This is a genomic window from Bradyrhizobium sp. CCBAU 11361, assembly GCF_028128935.1.
GTDB classification, from domain to species: Bacteria; Pseudomonadota; Alphaproteobacteria; order Rhizobiales; family Xanthobacteraceae; genus Bradyrhizobium; species Bradyrhizobium niftali.
In genome coordinates this window covers 181,430-203,418 of sequence record NZ_LBJZ01000199.1, presented here as the reverse complement: position 1 = coordinate 203,418, position 21,989 = coordinate 181,430, and the positions used below count along the sequence as shown (strand labels likewise).

The window sequence follows — 21,989 nt, the reverse complement described above, 5'->3', positions numbered from 1 at the left end:
CAGATTGCTAACGATATCCTAACGTCTGTCTCGCGCGCAGGTTCCATCCGGGCAACCCATTGCAACTTCTAGTAAATGCGTACTTCTACCGGCAGGCCAGCGGCCGAAAACTTTACCCTTTTCCTTTCAGATGCAGAAACCGTTTGAGCCCCTGAGGCGCAAACGGCGTGCGATTGCCGATCTGCCGCGCCCCCGTTTGCCGATGTTGCCGGGCGTCTTCACGAAATTTGCAATGGGAATTTGGGGGGACTTCGATGCTCAATCGTCTGACCGTATCCGCGCTGCTGAAGGCAGTGATCGCGATCACGTCGGTCTGTGTGGTGATCGTACTCTCGCTCACCGCCTATGAATCCTGGGATCGCCTGAAGACCGCCAACCGCATTTCGCAGATCGCGGACGCCTCCGCCGATCTGTTCAAGGCGATGCACAATCTGCGCACCGACCGCTCGACCACCAACCGGCTCCTCAACTCGACCGACCCGATGGACGGCGAGATCGAGAAGTATCTGCGTGCAATCCGCGACGCCCAGATGCCGGCGATGGCACGCGCGCTGGAGCTGTTGCCGACCATGGACTTTCCGCAGTCCGGCACGCTGGTGCCGGAGCTCGCGCGCCTCTACAAGTTGCTGAGCGAGGAGCAGAAGCAGTTCTGGGAGGACGTGGCCAAGCCCAAGGACCAGCGCCGCGCGGGCCTGCCGAAGGAATATATGGAGACGACGCAGGGCCTGCTCGAGACGCTCGACAAGCTCTCGAGCGTCCTGGCCGCCACCGTCAACCACCAGGACGCCGTGATCGACCAGCTGCTGTCGATCAAGCAGAGCGCCTGGCTGCTGCGCAACACCGCGGGCGAAGCCTCGCTGATCGTCTCGACCGGACTCACCGCCGGCCGCATCGCGCCGGAGACCCGCCTCGCCTATACCCAATTTGTCGGCGGAACGAGCGCGATGTGGAAGGCGCTGGAATTGTCGACGTCGGGCATGCAGCTCCCGCCCGCATTGTCGTCCGCCGTGGCGGCGGCCAAGAGCGCCTATTTCGATCCGCAATATCTGGCCCTTCGCGACCGCCTGGCCAATATGCTTGCCAATGGCGAAAAGGCCGAGATGACCGCGAACCAGTGGACACCGGTTACGGTGGGCCGTCTGGCCAGCGCGGTTGCCGTCGCCGAGACGGCACTCGACGCCGCCAAGAGCCATACGCTGGAACAGCGCTCCGCAGCTCAACGCGCGCTCATCATGCAGCTCGCACTTCTGGCGCTCGCCATCGCCCTCGCCGTGGGCGCCATCATGCTGGTCAACCGCCGCGTCATCCATCCGCTCAACACCATCCGCGACGCCATGCTGAAGGTCGCCGGCGGCGACCTTGCCGTGGACAGCGGCTATCTCGACCGCAAGGACGAGATCGGCGCGCTCGCCGGCGCGCTGGAAGCCTTCAAGCAGCAGGCGACCGACAAGCTCAAGATCGAGGAGCAGGAGCGCGCGCGCAATGCGGGCGCTTCGGCACGCCAGCGCGCGATCGAGGTTTATGTCGGCGAGTTCGAGGGCGCGGTGCGCAAGACGCTCGGCGAATTGAGCGAGGCCTCCGGCGCGATGCGCAAGACCTCGGGCGACCTGTCAGCGGTGTCACGCCAGACCAACGACCGCGTGCAGGTCGCCGGCAAGGCCTCCAATGACGCCTCCATGAGCGTCGACAGCGTGGCCGCCGCCGCCGAGGAGCTCTCTGCCTCGATCAACGACATCAGCCAGCAGGCCGCCCATGCCGCAGGTATCGCCGGCCGCGCCGTCACCCAGGCGCGCGAAACCGACGGCACCGTGCAGGGCCTGGCAAAATCCGCCGGACGCATCGGCGAGGTCGTCGGCCTCATCAACACCATTGCGGCGCAGACCAATCTGCTCGCGCTCAACGCCACGATCGAGGCGGCGCGCGCCGGCGAAGCCGGCCGCGGCTTTGCCGTGGTCGCCTCCGAGGTGAAGTCGCTGGCGAGCCAGACGGCCAAGGCCACCGAGGAAATCTCCGAGCAGATCGCCGACATCCAGCGGGTGGCCGGCGACGCCATCAACGCGATCCAGACCATCGGCGGCATCATCGGCGAGGTGAACGAGGTCGCAACCGCGATCGCGGCCGCCGTGCAGGAGCAGGGCGCGGCGACGCAGGAGATCACCCGCAGCACGCAATTTGCGGCGCAGGGCACCAAGAACGTCTCGGACAACATCACCGGCGTGAAGGCCGATGCGGACGCCGCCGCGGCGGCCGCGGACAACGTCAAACACGCCTCCGAGATGCTGGAGAGCCAGAGCCGCCAGCTCGGCGAGGACGTCACCGGCTTCCTCGGCAAGATCCGCGCGGCGTAGGGAAGCGGGGTTGGAGAGAAGGCTGTAGCAACCCCCTCGGTGTCGTCCCGGACAAGCGAGCACAGCGAGCGCTGATCCGGGGTCCATACCCCCGGCGGACCATTGTCGCGCGAGCTGGCAACTCCGAGTCTTCGCCAAACCACGCCCTGTGGATATGGATCCCGGATCTACGCGCGCTTCGGGCGCGCTTGTCCGGGACGACGATTTAGGATTGAGGCACCACATCGCATCACACGCGATGCGACCCTATTCCTTCGCCACCACCGGCACCTGGCGGAACTTGGCGCGGACCGAGTCCGGCAGCGGGGAGAAGTTCATCGCGACGCCGCGGCGATCGCCAGCGTTGCGGCCGGCGACCACCAGGCCATCGGCGCCCGCGACGATGTCACCCTTGCGCAAGGTGGGGTCGTCCTCGACCTTGATCTGGGCGAGACCGACCGGATCCCTGCCGTTGCAGGTGCAGCCCGACACGATCTCGTTGCGGTAGCGGAAGGCGTTCGGCAGGTCGGAATACGACTTTCCGCTCTCGGTCGTGGCGTCCTCGATGTTGCTGCCATAGACCAGCGAGGTTTCCGAGGTCGGGCAGAAGCTCTTGCAGGATTGCGCCTTGCTCTCGGCGTCATTTCCCTGCGCGGGGAAGTAACGGCCATCGCAACCGCGCACGCAATAGGCGGCGCCGCCGCCATAGGCAGCCCGCTGCCGCGGCGTGTCGTAGCGCGGCATGTCGTCATTGGGGAACGGCATCCGGAGCTCCGGCGGCGGGCGCATCCGGAAGCCGCCGAACAGCGCCGAGAAGAAATCCTCCGCATGCGCCGCCGGCATCAGCGCGAGGCCGAGGGATGCGGTGGAGAAGATCGCCGCGGCGCCACCGGCCAGTCTGCTGATCGAACGTCTCTTCATGCGCTTTCACCCAGTTCTCAGTTCACGGCCGACGTCGAGATGTTCAGGGCCTGCCGGCCCGAGGGTAGCGTCGTCGCCGCAGGGCGCTTGCGCCAAGAATCACTCCCCTTGTCGCCGCCTTTCGCCATCAGCGGCACGTTCTTCGGCAGCACCACGACCCTGGCGCCGATATTGACGCGGCTGAACAGGTCGGTGACGTCTTCGTTGGTCATGCGGATGCAGCCCGAGGAGACGAACTTGCCGATGGTGGTGGGATCGTTGGTGCCGTGGATACGGTATTCGCTCGAGCCCAGATACATCGCACGCGCGCCGAGCGGATTGCCGGGTCCGCCGGCAACGAAGCGCGGCAGGTAGGGCTGGCGCGCGATCATCTCGGCCGGCGGATGCCAGTCCGGCCATTCCGCCTTGCGGCTGACGCTCTGCACGCCCGACCAGGTGAAGCCCTCGCGGCCGACGCCGACGCCGTAGCGGATCGCCCGGCCGTTGCCGAGCACGTAATACAGGTAGGTATTGCCGGTATCGATCACGATCGTGCCGGCCGGCTCGCCGCGGTCGAAGCTGACGACCTGCTTGCGCAGCCGGTCGGGCAATTGGGCATCCTCGTCGGCCGTTTGCGCCGGCTCGCTGATATAGCCCTGCGAATAGCTCGGGCCTTGTTGATACGCCTGCGGTAGCATCGGCACATAGCCCAGCGTCTGCGCGCTTGCGCTGGCGAAGGGCACCGCGAGCAGAGCAGTTGCGAAGGCAAAAGCTGCGGCGGCGCGCGGCGAGAAGCTGCGACGGACTAAAGAGACCTTTGTCATGTGCTGCCCCATTGGATACGTGCATCTCAGGTGATGCGGCTTCCCAACAAACGCAGCCGGGCCGACTCAAGTTCCGCCGCCATCTGCGGCGGCGACGTCACAGTCAAGCGAGCGCAACTTCACGAAGCCGCGATGGAACCGCGGCGCCCCTCCGGCGTTTCCCGATGACCAATGGGCGCCCGGACACCTCCGTGCGGGAGAGATATTGTGCGCGTCCTTCCCAGTGAACGTCTGATTTCCGGCAACGGCGAAGGCGCCCCACTCCCCGACAGCCATAGCGAGCTGCCGCCGATCATTCGCCGCACCGAGTTCGTCGCCTATGCACTCGCCGGCCTGCTTCTGATCGCCGTGATCGGGGTGCTGTATTTCGCCAAGGCGTTCTTCCTCCCGGTGGTGATGGCCGTCGTCGCCGGTACCATGCTCTCGCCGGCCGCAGGCTTTCTGGAACGGCGGGGCGTGCCGCGCGCGCTCGGCGCCGTGCTGCTCGTGACCGCGGTGACGACGGTGGTCGCCTTCGTCGTCGCGCTGATTGCCGTGCCCGCGATGGAATGGAGCTCGCGCCTGCCGGAACTGGGCGCGCAGTTGAAGGAGAAGCTGCACGTTTTCGACCGGCCGCTGGCGCTGTGGAAGGAGCTGCAAACCATGGTCGGCGGCTCGGAGGGTCTGCCAAGCCTGCCGCTGCCGAAGGCCGAATGGGTGCAGCCGACGCTGGAATTCCTGTCGCCCACCTTCGCTGAATTCCTGCTGTTCTTCGCCACCCTGATCCTGTTCATCGCAAGCTGGCGCGACCTGCGGCGGGCGCTGATCATGAATTTCGGCGACCGAGACGCGCGGCTGCGCACGCTGCGGATTCTCAACGAGATCGAGGTTCATCTCGGCAACTACCTGTTGACCGTCACCGTCATCAATATCGGCGTCGGCGTCGCGACCGGCATCATCTGCGCCATCACCGGCATGCCAAATCCGGCCGGGCTCGGCGCACTCGCGGCGGCGCTCAACTTCATACCGATCATAGGACCGGTCGCCATGTTCGTGGTGCTGGCCCTGATTGGGCTGATTGCCCTCCCGACCATTGGCGGCGGCCTGATGGCGGCCCTCGCCTTCGGCGGCATCACCTTCCTGGAGGGACATTTCATCACGCCGACCATCATCGGCCGCAGGTTGTCGCTGAACGCACTCGCCGTCTTCATCGCGCTGGCCTTCTGGACCTGGCTGTGGGGACCAATGGGCGCGTTTCTGTCGTCGCCGCTCCTGATCGTGGGCCTCATCATGAAGGAGCATCTGTTGCCGGAAGATTCGCCGCAGCTCCCGCAGGCGTGACGGGCTCCCGCGAACGGAACTTCCGTCACGACGAAACGTTTTCCGCCCATCTCACCGCCAACAGTTCGGAGTTTGCGATGTCAATAGCCGACGGCGAAACCAGGATGAGAGACTGGATCGACAAAGCCACCGCAGAACGCCTCGAGAAGGATGTAGCAGCCGTGAAAAACGATATCGCCGCCCTTACCGACCAGATAACCGACGCGCTCAATGCCTTTGCCAATTCGGCGGGAAAGCAGGCCCGGCGAGGCTACAAGCAAGCGCGCGAGAACGTGGATTCGACGCTCGACGACATGTCCGAGCGCGGCAGCGCCATGATGGGCGCGGCGCAGGATGCCTATGGCTCGATCGAGGAGACGCTGGAAGACGCCATCACCGCGCGGCCGCTCGCGACCGTCGGTATCGCGCTCGGCATCGGCTTCCTGATCGGCGTCGCCTGGCGCCGGTAAAGCGCGGGACGGTCCCTGAGATCGCGGCGGCGCGGCCGCCGTCGCCTCGGGCTTGTGGGGGATTGAGGAGCAAGGGCATGTTTCAGCGTATTATCGACGGCATCAGCGCATCGACCGGGACGACGGTCCGTCTGACGTCGCTCGCCGCAGGCGCCGCACTCGCGCTCTTCATCACGACATGCTTCCTTTGCGCGGCCGCGTTCATCTCGGTGCTGGAAAAATACGGACCGGTGCAGGCCTGCCTCGCCGGCGCCGGCATCTTCTTCCTGCTGACGCTCACCGCGGCGGGTACCTATTGGGGCTACAAGCGCGAGGTGCAGAAGCGCGCCCAGATCGCGGCCGAGCGCGCCGCGAAGTCGGCGGCCTCGAGCATGCTCACCGATCCCGTGCTGCTCGCCACGGGACTCCAGATCGTTCGCGCCATTGGCGTCAAGCGGCTGTTGCCGATCCTGGCGATCGGCGGCGTCGCACTCGGAATCATGGCGAGCCGGGCCGGCGTATCCGACGAGGCATCGGCTGAACCTGCCGAGTAACGGTACGGGCACCACGCCGATTTGAATTATCTCCAGCTGCCGGCAGGGCGATCATGGAGGGTCCGAGCGCGCGGACTGTGAACCTCCCGCCGCCAGGGGTTGCCGACCTCGGAGGCGCGGGCCGCGATCGCAGGGCAGGTCCGCTTCCTTTGCAGAAATTGCGTCCCAGACGGGCTGAGGGCGGACACGCGAACGCACCGGCGCGTCTTGCATAATTTTTCGCCAATCGGACAAACCTGACCTACTCACGCAAACGCTACTCGGATAGGTAGGTGGTTGCCGCTAAAAGCAGCGCCCCTGATTCCGAAAGTCATTTTCCGCGATGAAACCGTCCGTCAAGGCGAACCTCGCCGCATTCCATCCCGACGCCAGGCTGTATTTGACGCTCGGCATCGCCAACTGGTCGGTGTTCGTCGACCACATCCCGAACAACGTCGTCAACCTGCTGACGCTGCGCAATTTCGGCTTCAGCGGCGCCGCCGACCTGTTCGTGTTCGTGGTGGGCTACGGCGTCGCCATCATCCACGGCAGGATGGCGTTGGAGCGCGGCTACATCGTCGCGGCAACGCGCGTCTTTCGCCGCGTCTGGCGGCTCTACGCCGCCTATGTCGTGCTGTTCGTGATCTACATCGACGCCATCGCCTACGTCGCCTCGCAATCGATGGCGCCGGAGATCATTCACGAATACAACATCTCAGGGATTCTCGAGCACCCGCTGCGCATCCTGGTCCGTGGCCTGGTGCTCCAGGAAGAGCCGCTGAACCTCGACCTCCTGCAACTGATGATCCCGCTGATGGCGTTCTTTCCGCTCGTGCTGTGGGGGCTGCTTCGATGGCCGCACCTGACGCTGGCGGCATCGGTCGGGCTGTACGCCGCGGCGCGCTGGTTCGACTGGAATTTCCGGGTCTATCCAGACCAGGAGTGGACCTTCAATCCGCTGTGCTGGCAGATGCTGATGGTGCTGGGCGGCTGGTTCGCCGTGACAGGCGCCCCCGGCCGTGCGCTGCGTGGCATGTCCTGGCTGCGGAGCCTCGCAGGCGCCTATCTCGTCTTTGCGATGGCCGTCACCCTGATGCGCCATTCGCCGACGCTGTCCGCCCATTTGCCGGACCTCCTTCTCAACAGCATCGCGCCGACCGACAAGGAAAACCTCGCGCTCTATCGCGTGGTCCACTTCCTCGCGCTCGCGCTCATTGCGACCCATCTCATTCCGGCCGATCATCCCGGCCTGAAATGGCGGCCGCTTCAGGCGGTGATCATATGCGGCGAGGAATGGCTCGCGGTGTTCTGCGTCGCAGTGTTCCTCTCCTTCGCCGGCCATCTCCTCCTGATCACGGGGCCGAACCTGGTGGTGATGCAGGTCGCGGTGAGCATCGTTGGCTTCGCCGCGATGATCGCGGTCGCCTATTACATCATCTGGTCGAAGCGGCAGGACCTGCCTGCGGCCCTGCGGCAGCAGACCTGACAACATAATCGTGCGATTCTGCTAGGCCGAGACCTGTGGCTGCGCTATGCGGAGGAACTCTGCGTGAGGAGACCGGGCGTGGCGATGGCGAAAGGCGGGGGTGAAGAGGCTGACAGCGCGCCCAGGCGCGGCCGGCCGCGGTCGATCGAGACCTCCAACGCCATCCTTGAAAGCGCCTATGCGCTGATGGCCGCCACCGGCCTTGCCGCCACCACCATCGACGCGGTCGCGCGCCACTCCAGCGTCTCCAAGATGACGATCTACAAATGGTGGCCATCGCGCGAGGCGCTGCTGATCGACGCCTTTCTCCACCATGCCGCGCAAATGCTGCCGCTGCCCCCGGTGAGCTCCGGCACGCCCGCGGCACGCGCGCGCCGCCATGCCGCGGCCTATGCCGAGGCGCTCCAGGGCGAGTTCGGCAAGGTGCAGCTCGCCGTCATCTCCGAATGCATCTCCAAGACCGGCTCGGCCGAGCTGTTCTACGCACGCTACCTGCAATTCCGCCGCGACGCGCTGGTGGAGATGATCGCCGCGGGCCAGAAGGACGGCAGCGTCCTGGCCGAGGGGGCGCCTGAGGACCTCTATGACGCGATCTATGGCGGCCTGTTCTACCGCTACGTCTTCGGCATCGCGCCGATCACGCCGGCTTACGCACGCAGTCTGGTCGATCTCGTATTGCGACCGAAGGGCTAGATCAGGCGCTGAAAATGCCCGCCGTCCGTCCCCGCCTCAAGTTCCACGCCTTGGTGATAAGAACGCGTGGACATCTCATGTCTTTTCCCACAGGAGCATCAGTCTCATCATGATCAAACGCATCTTGCCATACGAAGGATTGCTCCACGAAGTGGTCGAGCATGGAGGCGTGCTTTACATCGGCGGAATCGTCCCTGAGGACACGAGCCTTGACATGTCAGGTCAGGCAAACGATGTGCTTGGCCAGCTGTCGCGTCTCCTGGAGACTCTCGGATCTGACCTGGCCAACGTCTTGCAGGTGACTATTTTCATGACGAATCTGAGCGAGAAGGCTGCGTTCAATGCGGCCTGGAAGGCGCACTTCGCAGAAGCTCATCTGCCTGCGCGCGCCGCCGTCGGCGTGGCCGATCTCGGTTCAGGCGTCAAGCTCGAGATGACCGCAATCGCTGCTCGACCGACCTCGAGCTGAAGTGCGCGAGGTTTATCGCACAGGCCTCACCGGGGCCGAGAGCTTGTCCGTGCGGTCGCGCTCGGACATATCGACGACCGTCTCCATCGGAGCGGTCAGCTCGTAGACATAGGAGACGTCGGTGAAGTAGCGCTTGGCGGTTCCGCCGAGCGCTTCGGGCGCGACGCGGTCGAGCAGGATCAGGCCGAAATCGGAATCCGGGCGGCGCGTCGCCTCGCTGGTGTTGAACTCCTCCCAGCGGAAATGGAAGACCTCATCGGTCCCCTCGCCCGTCACCGTCCAGTTGGCGGTGATGTGCGGATGCTTGCCGACCAGCGACAGGCCTTCGTCCGAATGCGAGGCGAGCTCGAAAAACAGAAGTGACAGGCTCTGCGCCGCGCGCGCGCTCACCGCGATGTCAGGACCGGTGACGGCGATGCGGTCCGCATGCGGAATGGCGCGCGCCTCGAACAGGCCCTTCAGCTTGACGCCCTGCCACTGGCTCTCGCTGAGCAGCGAGACCACGTTGGACATGGCGTGGATGCGGCCGATCAGCAGCTCGCGCGCGACGTCGATGTCCGAGCCGTGGCGCAGCGTGCGCGTCACGATCGACTGGATCACCGCCAGGATGTTCTTGACCCGGTGGTTGAGCTCGTCGATGACGGCGGTCAGGCGGCGCTCGAAGCCGATCCGCACCTGGATTTCCCGGCTGAGCCTCAAATTGTTGTAGGCGACATAGCCGAACAGGCCGCACACCATCGCGGTGATCGCAAAGCCGATCGCTGCCACGATGACCGCAGTCTGCTCGGCACGCCGCGCCGAATTGGTTTTGGCGTAATAGCCGAGCTGCCAGTCGCGGCCGCCGAAGCTCACGGTGCGCGTCGCCGATGGCGCCGGCCCGTCCACCGCCGTCATGCGCGTGGAGACAATGCCCTGGTCGTTGGCGACGAGCTCGCCGCCGTCCTTGCGTGGATCCTTGAGCGCGACCGCGAACAACGACATGTCGTCGTTGGTCAGCATCAGCGAGGCGAGCTCGTAGGAGAATGTGACGAACCCGGCCGGCTCCGTTGCCCCCTCGGGAATCACTGGAGCAGCCACGATGATGCCGATCGGACCATTCCCGCGCAGCAGCGGCACCGGGTCGGAGGCAACCGACCGCTTCTCGATCCGAGCCCGGGCGAGCATCGCGCTGCGCACCGGATCCTGGTCATAGCTGCGGCCGGGCAGCGCCTTGGTCTCGTCGCTGCGCGGCTCGAGATCCATCAGCACGTCGATCGGATGGGTGAGGCTCGCGGGGGCGATGGGCTTGTCGCTGTAGTCCCGGATCTGCGGCTTCGGGAAGCCGGCGGCCGCGATCGCGGCCTGCGCCGCAACGAGCTCGTTCGGCTGCAGCCGGGCGACCCAACCGGCCACCACGAAATCGGTCTTGAAGGCGTAGATCGCCGAGCGCAGCGGCTCCAGCATGTTGGGCTTGAGCACCGACGGCGCGCGGAATAGGCCGGAGGCGACACGCGCGAGCAGCTCGCGCTCGGTCAGCCGGTCCTGCACCAGGCTCGCATGGACGTCGATCGCACGCGCGAGCGCGATCCGGTCCAGCGCCAGCTCCTGGTCGTGGACGCGATAGGCGGCAAGCCCGGAAAGCAAGGCTCCGAGCAGGGCAATGAAGCCGATGATGAAACCCAGCCGGACCACGCGACTACTCAGACCGAAGCAGGAGGTCGGCAATAAACACGGAGCATATGAACGCCGCTCGAACGGCCAAGTGCCGAAACAGGATGAACCCCGATGGCGGAGATAATGGAGGAGGAGGCATCAGTACGCAACTTGGGTCGCCTGATAAGCTTAATCCGCCCGGCCGGCCGGTCGTCCGTCCGGAATGGATTTGCCCCGGGTACCGGAGGTAATCAATCGCCGTGTCCCAAATTTGTTCCGCGGATACGGTCTGCCTCAGGCGTTAACGGCGGAAAAGGCCTGTGCCAAGTCGTCGCGTCCGTCAGCCCGCCCGTTTCAGGCCGCCTTTGGCCTCGATGAAGCCGACGATGCGGTCGAGCCCCTCGCTCTTCTTCAAATTGGTCATGACGAAGGGACGCGCGCCGCGCATCCGCTTGGCATCCGTCTCCATCTTCTCCAGGGAAGCACCGACATGGGGCGCAAGATCGATCTTGTTGATGACCAGGAGGTCGGACCGGGTGATGCCGGGGCCGCCCTTGGACGGGATCTTGTCGCCGGCCGCCACGTCGATCACGTAGATGGTGAGGTCGGCAAGCTCCGGGGAAAAAGTGGCAGCGAGATTGTCGCCGCCGGATTCGATCAGCACGAGGTCGAGGCCGGGGAATTTCGCGCGCATGTCCGCGACCGCTGCGAGGTTCATCGAGGCATCTTCGCGGATCGCGGTGTGCGGGCAGCCGCCGGTCTCGACGCCGGCAATGCGATCCGGCGTCAGCGAGCCCGAACGCACCAGGAATTCCGCATCCCATTTGGTATAGATGTCGTTGGTGATTGCCGCGATGTCGTAGTGTTCGCGCATGGTCTTGCAGAGCAGATCCATCAGCGCGGTCTTGCCCGATCCGACCGGACCGCCGACGCCGACACGCAAGGGGCCGTGAGATTTCGACATGTAGCTCGCTCTCTCCTAGTGTCGTCCCGGCGAAGGCCGGGACCCATAGCCACCGAATGCAATTGATGCGGTAGGCTGTGGCTGCAGTTGTGTATCGCCACAAAGACTTGTGGTTATGTGTCCCGGCCTTCGCCGGGACGACGGAATGCGGCGCGACCCGCTCACGACCTGAACAGCCGCGTGTACTGCGTCTCGTGCCGCAGGCTGGCGAGGTCGGCGCGAAACGTCGCGCTGCCGAGATCGTCCAGCGTCGCACTCAGCGCACGATTGGCGGTCGCGGCAACCGCTGCTTCCAGCCGCACCAGCACGCGCTGGCTGTCGGTCTGGCCGAGCGGAATGAGGCGACTGGCCGCGGAAATCCAGTTCGAGACCACAGCGTGCAGGAAGGCGTGCAGCGTCGGCGCCAGCGGAACGCCGTGCATCGCGGCGACCACGCCGACCGCGACGGGATAGACCAATGGCGTGCTGCATGCCGCAACCACGGCATCCAGTCCCTCAGCATCCCACGCGGCGCGGGCGATCTCGATGAAGGCGCGGCCCTGCGAGCTCGTTTCGAGCTGCCGCTCGCGCGACGGCACGAACGCCGCGGCGAGCTCAGCGATGTCGCGCAAGGCGGTCTCCTCGCCCGCTTCAGTGGCGCGATAAGCCTGGACCAGGAACGTCGCATCGCAGAAGCCCGAACCGTCGCCGAGCATCGCATCGAGCCAGTCGGCGAGCGTCGCCGTGTCGGTGATATCGCCCGCCTCGACCGCCCATTCGATCCCGCTGGAATAGGAGAAGCCGCCGACGGGAAACGCCGGCGACAGCCAGGTCATCAGCCGGTACAGCGCCGCCGCCTCGCACGCGGCGAGGTCACCGGCATTGACCGGCTCATTTGTGGTCATGAGCATGTTTGTGGCCGTGGTGGTGGTCGGGATGGTCGCAATGCTCGTCGTGATGATGGTGATCGTGCCCATGGTCATGCGCGGCATGATCATGGGCATGGTGATCGTGGCCATGATGATCATGGCCGTGGTGATCATGATGATGGTCGCCATGATCGTGATGGCCGTGATCATGATGCGCATGGTCATCGTGCCCGTGCGCATGACCGGCATCGGCGTAGGCGCCGCCTTCGGGATCGAACGGCGCCTCGATCTCGACGACACGCGCGCCAAGCCCCTTCACCATGGCCTCGATGACGTGGTCGCGGCGGATGCGCAAGGCTTTGGCCATGATCTGCGTCGGCAAATGACGGTTGCCGAGGTGCCAGCCGACGCGGATGAGGTGGTGCGGATCACGGCCGCGGATCTCGAGCAGCGGCTCGGGCACCGCAACCACTTCGACCAGCCGGCCGTCCTCCAGCACCAGCGCATCGCCGCCGCGCAGTGCAACGGCGTTCTCCAGGTCGAGCAGGAATTCGAGCCCCCGCGTCCCCGTCATCGCCATGCGGCGGCGGTGCCGATCGTCGAAATCGAGCACGACCGTGTCCGCTGGTGCTTCGGTGAAGCGGTGCTGTCCCCTAACCTGCGTCGCCCGGATCATTCGCTTCTACCCTGTTACCGTGTCTCGACCTTCTCGGGCGTGATCACTTCGACCTTCGGCGGCGCCGTGAAGCACTTCACCGCAATGCGGCCGAACGTCTTCATGTGCTCCATGCCACGGTGCGGCACCAGCGCCTCGGCATTCTCCCACTGCTCGACGAACACCATCTTGGTCGGATCGGTGACGCTTTCATGCATATCATAGGCGATATTGCCGGGCTCTTTCCGCGTCTCCTTGATGCAGGCGGTGGCGGCTGCAATGAACTCGGCGCGCGTCTCGGGCTTGATGGTCAAGGTGGCAACGACGTAAATCACGAGAAATCCTCCCGGCTTTTCTTCTGGGTTCAAGGTACCGGGCGGGACATTAGACCAGGCGGGATCGAACGCAACACCGTAAAACCGTCCCCGGACAGGCTCCGGGGACCGGGGCGCTATTTCAGTACATGAAATATCGCTGCGCCATCGGCAGCACTTCGGCGGGCGCGCAGGTCAGGAGCTCGCCGTCGGCGCGGACCTCATAGGTCTCCGGATCGACCTCGATCTTGGGCGTGGCGTCGTTGTGGATCATGCTCTTCTTGGAGATTTTTCCGCGGGTGTTCTGGACGGCATAGAGCTTCTTCTCGATACCGAGCTTGCGCGCCAGCCCGCCGGTGATCGCGGCCTTGGAGGTGAACACCACGGAAGACGCCGTGCGCGCCTTGCCGAAGGCGCCGAACATCGGCTGGTAGTGCACCGGCTGCGGCGTCGGGATCGAGGCGTTGGGATCGCCCATGGGCGCGGCAACGATCGTGCCGCCCTTGACGATGCAGTCCGGCTTGACGCCGAAGAAGGCCGGCGACCACAGCACGAGATCGGCGAGCTTGCCCTTCTCCACCGATCCGATCAGCTTCGAGACGCCATGGGCGATCGCAGGGTTGATCGTGTATTTGGCGATGTAGCGCTTGACGCGGAAATTGTCGTTGTCCTTGCCCTTGTCCTGCGGCAGCGACCCGCGCTGCTTCTTCATCTTGTCGGCGGTCTGCCATGTGCGGATGATGACCTCGCCGAGGCGACCCATGGCCTGGGAATCCGAGGACATCATCGAGAGCGCACCGAGATCGTGCAGGATGTCCTCGGCCGCGATGGTCTCTTTCCGGATACGGCTTTCGGCGAACGCCAGATCTTCCGCGATCGAGGGATCGAGGTGGTGGCACACCATCAACATGTCGAGATGCTCGTCGATAGTGTTGCGGGTGAACGGCCGCGTCGGATTGGTGGATGACGGCAGCACGTTCTTCAGCCCGGCGACCTTGATGATATCAGGGGCGTGACCGCCGCCGGCGCCCTCGGTGTGGAAGGCGTGGATGGTCCGCCCCTTGAACGCCTTGATCGTATCCTCGACGAAGCCGGATTCGTTCAGCGTGTCGGTGTGGATCATGACCTGGATGTCGTAATCGTCGGCCACCGACAGGCAATTGTCGATCGCGGCCGGCGTGGTGCCCCAATCCTCGTGCAGCTTCAGCGCGCAGGCGCCGCCCTTGATCATCTCGACCAGCGGCGCGGGGCGCGAGGCGTTGCCCTTGCCGGAAATGCCGAGATTGACCGGGAACGCGTCGAACGACTGGATCATCCGCCCCATGTGCCACGGGCCCGGCGTGCAGGTCGTCGCAAAGGTGCCGTGCGAGGGACCGGTGCCGCCCCCGAGCATCGAGGTGACGCCGCTCATCAGCGCATGCTCGATCTGCTGCGGGCAGATGAAATGGATGTGGCTGTCGAAGCCGCCGGCGGTGAGGATCTTGCCCTCGCCCGCGATCACGTCGGTGCCGGGGCCGATGATGATGGTGACACCCGGCTGGATGTCGGGATTGCCGGCCTTGCCGATCGCGGAGATCATGCCGTCCTTGATGGCGACGTCGGCCTTCACGATGCCCCAGTGGTCGACGATCAGCGCATTGGTGATGACGGTGTCGGCCGCGCCCTGCTTGTTGGTCACCTGCGACTGCCCCATGCCGTCGCGGATCACCTTGCCGCCGCCGAACTTCACCTCCTCGCCATAGACAGTGAAATCCTTCTCCACCTCGATGATGAGATCGGTGTCGGCGAGCCTGACCTTGTCGCCGGTGGTCGGGCCGAACATGTCGGCGTAGACGGAACGCTTTATTTTGACGGACATCACAAGCCCCGTTTGCGTTTGAATGTTGTGTGAGTGCTCACAGCGAGGCCCTCGCTCGTCGCACCATGTTGTCGAATGTTGTGTCGAGCCACGAATTGCCGCCGCGACAACCGGCAACGACCTGCTCGGCCCAGCCGGTGTAATCGACGAGATCGTCGCGCTCTTCAGTAGTTGGATCGAGCTGGATCCGCGCGCCGATATTGCTGATCTTGTCGGCGATCTTGATCAGTTTTGCGCCCGCAGATTTCTTCGGCGCATCGACCACCTGTCGCTGCCGGCGCTCGGCCTTGGGCAAGCTCATGTCGTCCGTACATTCAACAACGAGAGAAGCCACGCGGTCCGAGAATTTTTGCGCAAGCTCCTCGCGCGTCGTCTCAGTGTCCTCGATCGCATCGTGAAGCCAGCCGGCGGCGACGAGTTCGGCATCCCCACCATCGGTCGCGGTCGCAAGCAAGTTCGCGACTTCGGCGAGATGATTGATATACGGCTCCTGGCCCCGCCCCTTGCGCGCCATGCCGTTGTGCCGGCGCGCAGCCAGCTCAGCAGCTTCCGAAATGAGGCGGACGGCGGGCAGCATGCTTATGCCTCCTCGTCACCGTTGGACGCACCGCTCTCTCCGTTAGTTAGGGGCGCATCGCTGGAAGGGCGGGTCATCTCGCGCCTCAATCGTTTGGCGCGGGTTCTTTGTAACGGAGAGACCTCGTCGTGTGGCATACCCCTCTCCCCAACCCTCCCCCGCAAGGGGGGAGGGAGCCTGACCATTGTGCTCACCTCACTGTCGATCACGCCGCGCGCCTCAGTTTACACTCACAGCTTCCCCATCACGTCGCCGCGGAAACCGTAGATGGTCTTCTTGCCGGCGAGCGCGACGAGCTGGACGTCGCGGGTCTGGCCGGGCTCGAAGCGGACGGCGGTGCCGGCGGCGATGTCGAGGCGCATGCCGCGGGCTTTCTTGCGGTCGAACTTCAGTGCCGGATTGGTTTCGAGGAAATGGTAGTGCGAGCCGACCTGGATCGGGCGGTCGCCGGTGTTGGCGACCGTGAGCGTCACGGTCTTGCGGCCGGCATTGAGCTCGATCTCGCCGTCCTGGATGAAGAGTTCGCCGGGGATCATGTCTGTCTTCCTCCGTCATTCCGGGGCTCGCGAAGCGCGAACCCGGAATCTCGATCAACAATCTCTGGATTCCGGGTTCGCCCTGCGGGCGCCCCGGAATGACGAATTTGAATCACCTGATCGGCTCGTGCACGGTGACGAGCTTGGTGCCATCAGGGAACGTCGCCTCGACCTGGATGTCGTGGATCATCTCGGGGATTCCAGGCATCACCTGGTCGCGGGTCAGCACCTGCGCACCGGATTGCATCAGCTCGGCGACGGTGCGGCCGTCGCGCGCGCCTTCGAGGATGAAATCGGAGATGATCGCGATCGCCTCGGGATGGTTGAGCTTGACGCCGCGGTCCAGCCTGCGGCGCGCCACGATGGCCGCCATCGAGATCAGAAGCTTGTCCTTTTCGCGGGGAGACAGGTTCATGCGAAATCTCTTCCGTTCAACACGTCAATTCAACCACAACCGCGGCAACGCGGCACCGGTGCGCGCCAGCACCGCCATCATGTCGGCGCGCAAGCGCGCCGCATCTTGGGCACAGAACCGCGCCATTGCAAAGCCATTCCAGGCCGATATCCCGACCTCGCCGGCGAAGGATTCCGAGGCCTCCCGAATGCGCTCGATGAGCGCCTCGTCGCCGGGGACGATCAGCGCCGTGCCGATCGCAGCGCCCCCCTTGGCCACCGCGGACCTCGCGAGTTTCGCGCCGATATTGCCGTCGAGTCTGACGGTCTCGGCAAAGACCAGCCGGCCGCCGCGGGAGAGCCGCCAGCGGTCGACGAACTCGCCCTGCTCCATCCGCTCACCCATGGCAGTGCGGCCGAACACCACGATCTCGCAGAGCAGGAGCGAGGCCGCCTCGTCGAGCGCGATGTCGAAGCGACGATGGACACGGGCACGATCAAACAGAATGGTCTCCTGCGGCAGCCAGGACAGATGCGCGCCGGCGCCGACCTTCAGGGCGATATTGAGCTCTGCCGCCGGGCCCTGCGCGCGATAGACCTTTTCGGCGGCCGCCGTGGTCAGCGTCAGCCGCGTGGCATCGGCCGCTGATATCTCGACATCGAAGCGATCGCCGCCGGCAACGCCACCGGCCGTGTTGACGAACACGCCGGAGAGCCCCTCATCCTCCGGCGAAGGAAAGCGCACACGCAGCGAGCCGGATTCATGCAACGCACCGCGCCGCGTCACGCCGTCGCGCGCGTGCACGTCGAACCTGACCGCGCCGCGGGCGCGGTTGGCTTCGAATATGGTGGACGTGACTGATAGTTCGCTGCGCATCCGCCTCCCCAGCCGGTCGCGGCACAAATGGCTTACAGAGCCATCTGACGGCTGATCTCGCTCGCGTCGAGATTGGTGCGGTCGCAGGTGAACTTCACCGCGCCGCGATCCATCACGGCGAAACTGTCGCCGAGTTCGCAGGCAAAGTCGAGATATTGTTCGACCAGCACGATGGCGATGTTGCCGAGATTGCGCAAGTAGGAGATGGCGCGGCCGATGTCCTTGATGATCGAGGGCTGGATGCCCTCGGTGGGCTCGTCGAGCAGCAGCAGCTTCGGCCGCATCACCAGCGCACGCCCGATCGCGAGCTGCTGTTGCTGGCCGCCGGAGAGGTCGCCGCCGCGCCGGCCGAGCATGGATTGCAGCACCGGAAACAGCGAGAACACGTCGTCCGGGATGTGCTTGTCCTCGCGCTTGAGCGGACCGAAGCCGGTCTTGAGATTCTCCTCGACCGTCAGCAGCGGAAAGATCTCGCGGCCCTGCGGCACGAAGCCGATGCCCTTGCGCGCCCGCTCATACGGCCTGAGGCCCGTGATGTCGCTGCCGTCGAACACGATCGCGCCCGAGGAGATCGGATATTGCCCAACCATCGCACGCAGCAGCGAGGTCTTGCCGACGCCGTTGCGCCCAAGCACGCAAGTCACCTTGCCGGGCTCGGCCGCGATCGAGACGCCGCGCAGCGCCTGCGCCGCGCCGTAGAACAGGTTGATGTCCTTGACCTCAAGCATGGCTCAGCGTCCCAGATAGACTTCGATGACCCGCTCGTTGGACGAGACCTGGTCGATGGTTCCTTCCGCGAGCACCGTGCCTTCATGCAGGCAGGTCACCTTGACGCCGAGCTCGCGCACGAACGTCATGTCGTGCTCGACCACCATGACGGTGTGGGTCTTGTTGATCTCCTTCAGCAGCTCCGCCGTGAGATGCGTCTCGACGTCGGTCATGCCGGCGACGGGCTCGTCGACCAGCAGGAGCTTCGGATCCTGCGCCAGCAGCATGCCGATCTCGAGCCATTGCTTCTGGCCGTGGCTGAGGCTGCCGGCGAGGCGGTTGCGCGACTCGGTGAGGCGGATCGTCTCCAGCACCTTGTCGATGCGCTCGGACTCGGCCTTGCTGCCGCGCCAGAACAGCGTGCCCTTGACGCTGTGGTCGACATTGAGCGCCAGCAGCAGATTGTCCTGCACGGTCTGGCTCTCGAACACGGTCGGTTTCTGGAATTTGCGGCCGATGCCGAGCTCGGCGATGCGGGTCTCGTCCAGCCGCGTGAGATCGGTGACGCCGTCGAACAGCACGGTGCCCTCGTCCGGCTTGGTCTTGCCGGTGATGATGTCCATCATCGTTGTCTTCCCGGCGCCGTTCGGGCCGATGATGGCGCGCATCTCGCCGGGTGCGAGCGTCAGAGAGAGGTTGTTGATGGCGTGGAAGCCGTCGAACGAGACGTGCACGCCGTCGAGATAGAGCATCGCGGAGGTTGCGCGGGTGTCCATGACGTTCATTGCGCTTCCTCCGCCATCTTGGGTTCGCTGACGCCGTCCTCGGCCGCGGCGCTCACAGTCGTCTCGGCCGGGCGCCTTTCCTGCGACGAAGCCCACCAGGCATTGAAGGTGCCGACGATGCCCTTGGGCAGCAGCAGCGTCACCAGGATGAACAGCGCGCCGAGCATGAACAGCCAGTACGGCGCCAGCATGCCCGAGGTGAAGAACGTCTTTGCGTAATTGACGACGACGGCGCCGAGCGCCGCGCCCACCAGCGTGCCGCGGCCACCGACCGCAACCCAGATCACCGCCTCGATCGAATTGCCCGGCGCGAACTCGCTCGGATTGATGATGCCGACCTGCGGCACGTAGAGCGCGCCGGCGACGCCGGCCATGCAGGCCGACACCGTGAACACGAATAGCTTGTAGGATTCGACACGATAGCCGAGGAAGCGGGTGCGCGATTCCGCGTCACGGACCGCGATCAGCACCTTGCCGAGCTTGGACGAGACGATGGCGCGGCAGATCAGAAAGCCCAGGATCAGCGCCAGGCAGCTCAGCGCAAACAGCGCGGCGCGAGTCCCCTCCGCCTGCACGTTGAAGCCGAGGATGTCCTTGAAGTCGGTCAGGCCGTTGTTGCCGCCGAAGCCGAAATCGTTGCGGAAGAAGGCGAGCAGCAGCGCATAGGTCATCGCCTGCGTGATGATCGACAGATACACGCCGGTGACGCGGGAGCGGAAGGCGAGCCAGCCGAAGCAGAAGGCGAGCAGCCCGGGCACGACCAGCACCATCAGCGCGGCAAACCAGAACATGTCGAAGCCGTACCAGTACCAGGGCAGCTTCGAATAGTTCAGGAACACCATGAAGTCGGGCAGGATCGGGTTGCCGTAGACGCCGCGGGTGCCGATCTGCCGCATCAGGTACATGCCCATCGCGTAGCCGCCGAGCGCAAAGAAAGCGCCGTGACCGAGCGAGAGGATGCCGCAATAGCCCCAGATCAGGTCGATCGCGAGCGCCAGGATGGCGTAGCAGACATATTTGCCCCAGAGCGCGACCAGGTAGGTCGGCACTTGCAGGAACGAGCCCGCGGGCAGCAGCAGGTTTGACAACGGGATCAGCACGCCCAGCGCGGCGACAACCAGCAGGAAGATCGTCGCGCCGCGGTCCAGCGATCGCGTCAGCATGTGAGGGGTCATGCTTCCACCGCACGGCCCTTGAGCGCGAACAGGCCGCGCGGCCGCTTTTGAATGAACAGGATGATGAGAACCAGGATGGCGATCTTGCCGAGCACGGCGCCTGCGACCGGCTCCAGGAACTTGTTGGCGATGCCGAGCGTGAAGGCGCCGACCAGCGTGCCCCAGAGATTGCCGACCCCGCCGAACACCACGACCATGAAGCTGTCGATGATATAGCTCTGGCCGAGATTGGGGCTGACATTGTCGATCTGCGACAGCGCCACGCCGGCGATGCCGGCAATGCCCGAACCGAGGCCGAAGGTGAGCGCGTCGACGCGCGAGGTGGCGATGCCCATCGAGGCCGCCATGCGGCGGTTCTGCGTCACGGCGCGCATCTCGAGGCCCAGCGCGGTGTAGCGCAGCATCGCCAGCAGGATCGCGAACACGGCGAGCGTGAAGCAGAGGATCCACAGCCGGTTATAGGTGATGGTGATCTGGCCGAGCTCGAAGGCACCGCTCATCCAGGAGGGATTGCCGACCTCGCGGTTGGTCGGGCCGAACATGGTGCGGACGGCCTGCTGGAGCACCAGCGACAGGCCCCAGGTCGCCAGCAGCGTCTCCAGTGGACGGCCGTAGAGGAAGCGGATGATGCTGCGCTCGATCAGAACGCCAATCGCGCCGGCGACGAGAAAGGCGAGCGGCACGGCGATCAGCAACGAATAGTCGAACAGGCCGGGATAGCGGGTGCGGATCACCTCCTGCACCACGAAGGTGGTGTAGGCCCCGATCATCACCATCTCGCCATGGGCCATGTTGATGACGCCCATCACGCCGAAGGTGATGGCGAGCCCGATCGCCGCGAGCAGCAGCACCGAGCCGAGCGAGAGGCCGTACCAGGCATTCTGCACCGTGGACCAGACCGCGAGCGAGCTCTGGATCGAGCCGATCGCGCTCGCGGCGGCCTTGGTCACCGAGGCCGGCTGGTCGCCCATGCCGGTGAGCAGAGCCATCGCCTCCTGGTCGCCGCGCGCCTTGAGGGTGGCGACGGCCTCGAGCTTCTCGACCTCGGTGGCGTCGGACTTGAACAGCAGGATCGCCGCGCGGGCGTCGCCGAGCGCAGCCTTGACGGATTTGTTGGTTTCCTTGGCGAGCGCGGCATCGACGGCTTCGAGCGCAGTCTCCTCATGCGACTTGAAGACAGACTGCGCGGCCTGGAGGCGCGTTCCGACATCCGGCGACTGAAGCGTCAGGCTGCCGACCGCGGCATCGACGCTGCGGCGCAGGCGATTGTTGAGGCGGACCGCGCTCGCACTGTCGGGAACGCTGGCGACGGACTGGCCGGTCGCGGCATCGATCGACTTGCCGTCGGTGCCGGTGACGTAGACCTTCTTGCTGTCCGGATCGGCCATGAGGCGGCCGTCCTGGAGCGCGCTGATGATCGGGAAGGCCAGCGGATTGCCGCTGCCCGCGACCACGCCGATCGCTTCTTCCGTGTCGGAATAATCATCGTTGGCGAATTTGGCGACCGCATCCTCGAACGGACCGGCGAAGGCCGGCAGTGCGAACGCGATCAGGAATAACGAGAGCAGGAGCGAACAGAGGCGGGCGGACAAATTGGCTAGCACTGTGAATGACCCCGGCAGAAATGGGTGGAGAAGGCGGCAGGATCGCCGCCTTCTCCAGTCGTGTAGTGGAGCATCAGATCCGG

23 protein-coding genes are annotated in these 21,989 nt (G+C 65.0%); 7 read left to right on the top strand and 16 right to left on the bottom strand.

Annotated features, from left to right (window positions below):
* Positions 1–254: 254 nt before the first annotated feature.
* Complete coding sequence (locus tag XI08_RS42475; protein ID WP_271578986.1) at positions 255–2,348, top strand: methyl-accepting chemotaxis protein; 2,094 nt, start codon at positions 255–257, stop codon at positions 2,346–2,348.
* Between the two features lie 246 nt (positions 2,349–2,594).
* Here XI08_RS42475 and XI08_RS42470 read toward each other — a convergent pair whose 3' ends face one another.
* Positions 2,595–3,248 carry a DUF2865 domain-containing protein gene (locus XI08_RS42470; RefSeq protein ID WP_271578985.1) on the bottom strand — a complete coding sequence of 218 codons (654 nt, stop codon included), beginning with the start codon at positions 3,246–3,248 and terminating at the stop codon, positions 2,595–2,597.
* 17 nt (positions 3,249–3,265) lie between these two features.
* Positions 3,266–4,051, bottom strand: a complete 786-nt coding sequence (locus XI08_RS42465) for a L,D-transpeptidase (RefSeq protein ID WP_271578984.1) — start codon at positions 4,049–4,051, stop codon at positions 3,266–3,268.
* A gap of 207 nt (positions 4,052–4,258) precedes the next feature.
* On the opposite strand from XI08_RS42465, the gene XI08_RS42460 reads away from it, so the two are divergent.
* From XI08_RS42460 to XI08_RS42435, 6 genes are all read left to right on the top strand, one after another.
* Positions 4,259–5,371 (top strand): AI-2E family transporter, encoded by a 1,113-nt coding sequence (locus XI08_RS42460; protein WP_271578983.1) that lies wholly within the window; start codon positions 4,259–4,261, stop codon positions 5,369–5,371.
* 77 nt (positions 5,372–5,448) lie between these two features.
* A complete protein-coding gene (locus XI08_RS42455) occupies positions 5,449–5,820 on the top strand; it encodes a DUF883 family protein (RefSeq protein ID WP_271579124.1) in 372 nt (123 codons plus the stop codon).
* Between the two features lie 77 nt (positions 5,821–5,897).
* Positions 5,898–6,353 carry a hypothetical protein gene (locus XI08_RS42450; RefSeq protein ID WP_027544231.1) on the top strand — a complete coding sequence of 152 codons (456 nt, stop codon included), beginning with the start codon at positions 5,898–5,900 and terminating at the stop codon, positions 6,351–6,353.
* A 322-nt stretch (positions 6,354–6,675) separates the two neighbouring features.
* The gene (locus XI08_RS42445; RefSeq protein WP_271578982.1) at positions 6,676–7,818 is read left to right on the top strand and encodes an OpgC domain-containing protein; all 1,143 of its coding nucleotides are present in this window, start codon (positions 6,676–6,678) and stop codon (positions 7,816–7,818) included.
* An 84-nt stretch (positions 7,819–7,902) separates the two neighbouring features.
* Positions 7,903–8,511, top strand: coding sequence for a TetR/AcrR family transcriptional regulator (locus XI08_RS42440; RefSeq protein WP_049823339.1), 609 nt, complete (start codon positions 7,903–7,905; stop codon positions 8,509–8,511).
* A 109-nt stretch (positions 8,512–8,620) separates the two neighbouring features.
* Positions 8,621–8,980, top strand: coding sequence for a RidA family protein (locus tag XI08_RS42435; protein WP_049823340.1), 360 nt, complete (start codon positions 8,621–8,623; stop codon positions 8,978–8,980).
* A 12-nt stretch (positions 8,981–8,992) separates the two neighbouring features.
* On the opposite strand, the gene XI08_RS42430 is transcribed toward XI08_RS42435, so the two are convergent.
* The 14 genes from XI08_RS42430 to urtB all read right to left on the bottom strand — a co-directional run bounded on the left by XI08_RS42430 (position 8,993) and on the right by urtB (position 21,906).
* A complete protein-coding gene (locus XI08_RS42430) occupies positions 8,993–10,651 on the bottom strand; it encodes a CHASE domain-containing protein (RefSeq protein ID WP_027544235.1) in 1,659 nt (552 codons plus the stop codon).
* Between the two features lie 301 nt (positions 10,652–10,952).
* Positions 10,953–11,576 (bottom strand): urease accessory protein UreG, encoded by a 624-nt coding sequence (gene ureG, locus XI08_RS42425; RefSeq protein WP_027544236.1) that lies wholly within the window; start codon positions 11,574–11,576, stop codon positions 10,953–10,955.
* A 161-nt stretch (positions 11,577–11,737) separates the two neighbouring features.
* On the bottom strand, positions 11,738–12,466 hold the full coding sequence (locus XI08_RS42420) for an urease accessory protein UreF (RefSeq protein WP_333929537.1): 729 nt from the start codon (positions 12,464–12,466) through the stop codon (positions 11,738–11,740).
* Complete coding sequence (locus XI08_RS42415) at positions 12,447–13,100, bottom strand: urease accessory protein UreE (protein WP_271578981.1); 654 nt, start codon at positions 13,098–13,100, stop codon at positions 12,447–12,449. The genes XI08_RS42420 and XI08_RS42415 overlap by 20 nt, the downstream gene beginning before the upstream one ends.
* A 14-nt stretch (positions 13,101–13,114) precedes the next feature.
* Complete coding sequence (locus tag XI08_RS42410) at positions 13,115–13,414, bottom strand: putative quinol monooxygenase (protein ID WP_027544239.1); 300 nt, start codon at positions 13,412–13,414, stop codon at positions 13,115–13,117.
* 121 nt (positions 13,415–13,535) lie between these two features.
* Positions 13,536–15,251 (bottom strand): urease subunit alpha, encoded by a 1,716-nt coding sequence (gene ureC / locus XI08_RS42405; RefSeq protein WP_271578980.1) that lies wholly within the window; start codon positions 15,249–15,251, stop codon positions 13,536–13,538.
* A gap of 37 nt (positions 15,252–15,288) precedes the next feature.
* Positions 15,289–15,828: an HD domain-containing protein gene (locus tag XI08_RS42400; RefSeq protein WP_271578979.1), complete on the bottom strand. Its 540-nt coding sequence runs from the start codon at positions 15,826–15,828 to the stop codon at positions 15,289–15,291.
* 230 nt (positions 15,829–16,058) lie between these two features.
* Positions 16,059–16,364: an urease subunit beta gene (locus XI08_RS42395; RefSeq protein ID WP_271578978.1), complete on the bottom strand. Its 306-nt coding sequence runs from the start codon at positions 16,362–16,364 to the stop codon at positions 16,059–16,061.
* A 112-nt stretch (positions 16,365–16,476) separates the two neighbouring features.
* Complete coding sequence (locus tag XI08_RS42390) at positions 16,477–16,779, bottom strand: urease subunit gamma (protein WP_007605424.1); 303 nt, start codon at positions 16,777–16,779, stop codon at positions 16,477–16,479.
* A 24-nt stretch (positions 16,780–16,803) separates the two neighbouring features.
* Positions 16,804–17,634 carry an urease accessory protein UreD gene (locus XI08_RS42385; protein WP_271578977.1) on the bottom strand — a complete coding sequence of 277 codons (831 nt, stop codon included), beginning with the start codon at positions 17,632–17,634 and terminating at the stop codon, positions 16,804–16,806.
* A gap of 32 nt (positions 17,635–17,666) precedes the next feature.
* A complete protein-coding gene (gene urtE, locus XI08_RS42380; protein WP_271578976.1) occupies positions 17,667–18,362 on the bottom strand; it encodes an urea ABC transporter ATP-binding subunit UrtE in 696 nt (231 codons plus the stop codon).
* Positions 18,363–18,365: 3 nt separating this feature from the next.
* Entirely contained in the window at positions 18,366–19,127 is a 762-nt protein-coding gene (gene urtD, locus XI08_RS42375; protein WP_027544245.1) for an urea ABC transporter ATP-binding protein UrtD, read from the bottom strand.
* Positions 19,124–20,302, bottom strand: a complete 1,179-nt coding sequence (urtC, locus tag XI08_RS42370; RefSeq protein WP_027544246.1) for an urea ABC transporter permease subunit UrtC — start codon at positions 20,300–20,302, stop codon at positions 19,124–19,126. Before urtC ends, urtD begins: the two co-directional genes overlap by 4 nt.
* Positions 20,299–21,906, bottom strand: a complete 1,608-nt coding sequence (gene urtB, locus XI08_RS42365) for an urea ABC transporter permease subunit UrtB (RefSeq protein ID WP_271578975.1) — start codon at positions 21,904–21,906, stop codon at positions 20,299–20,301. Before urtB ends, urtC begins: the two co-directional genes overlap by 4 nt.
* Positions 21,907–21,989 lie beyond the last annotated feature (83 nt).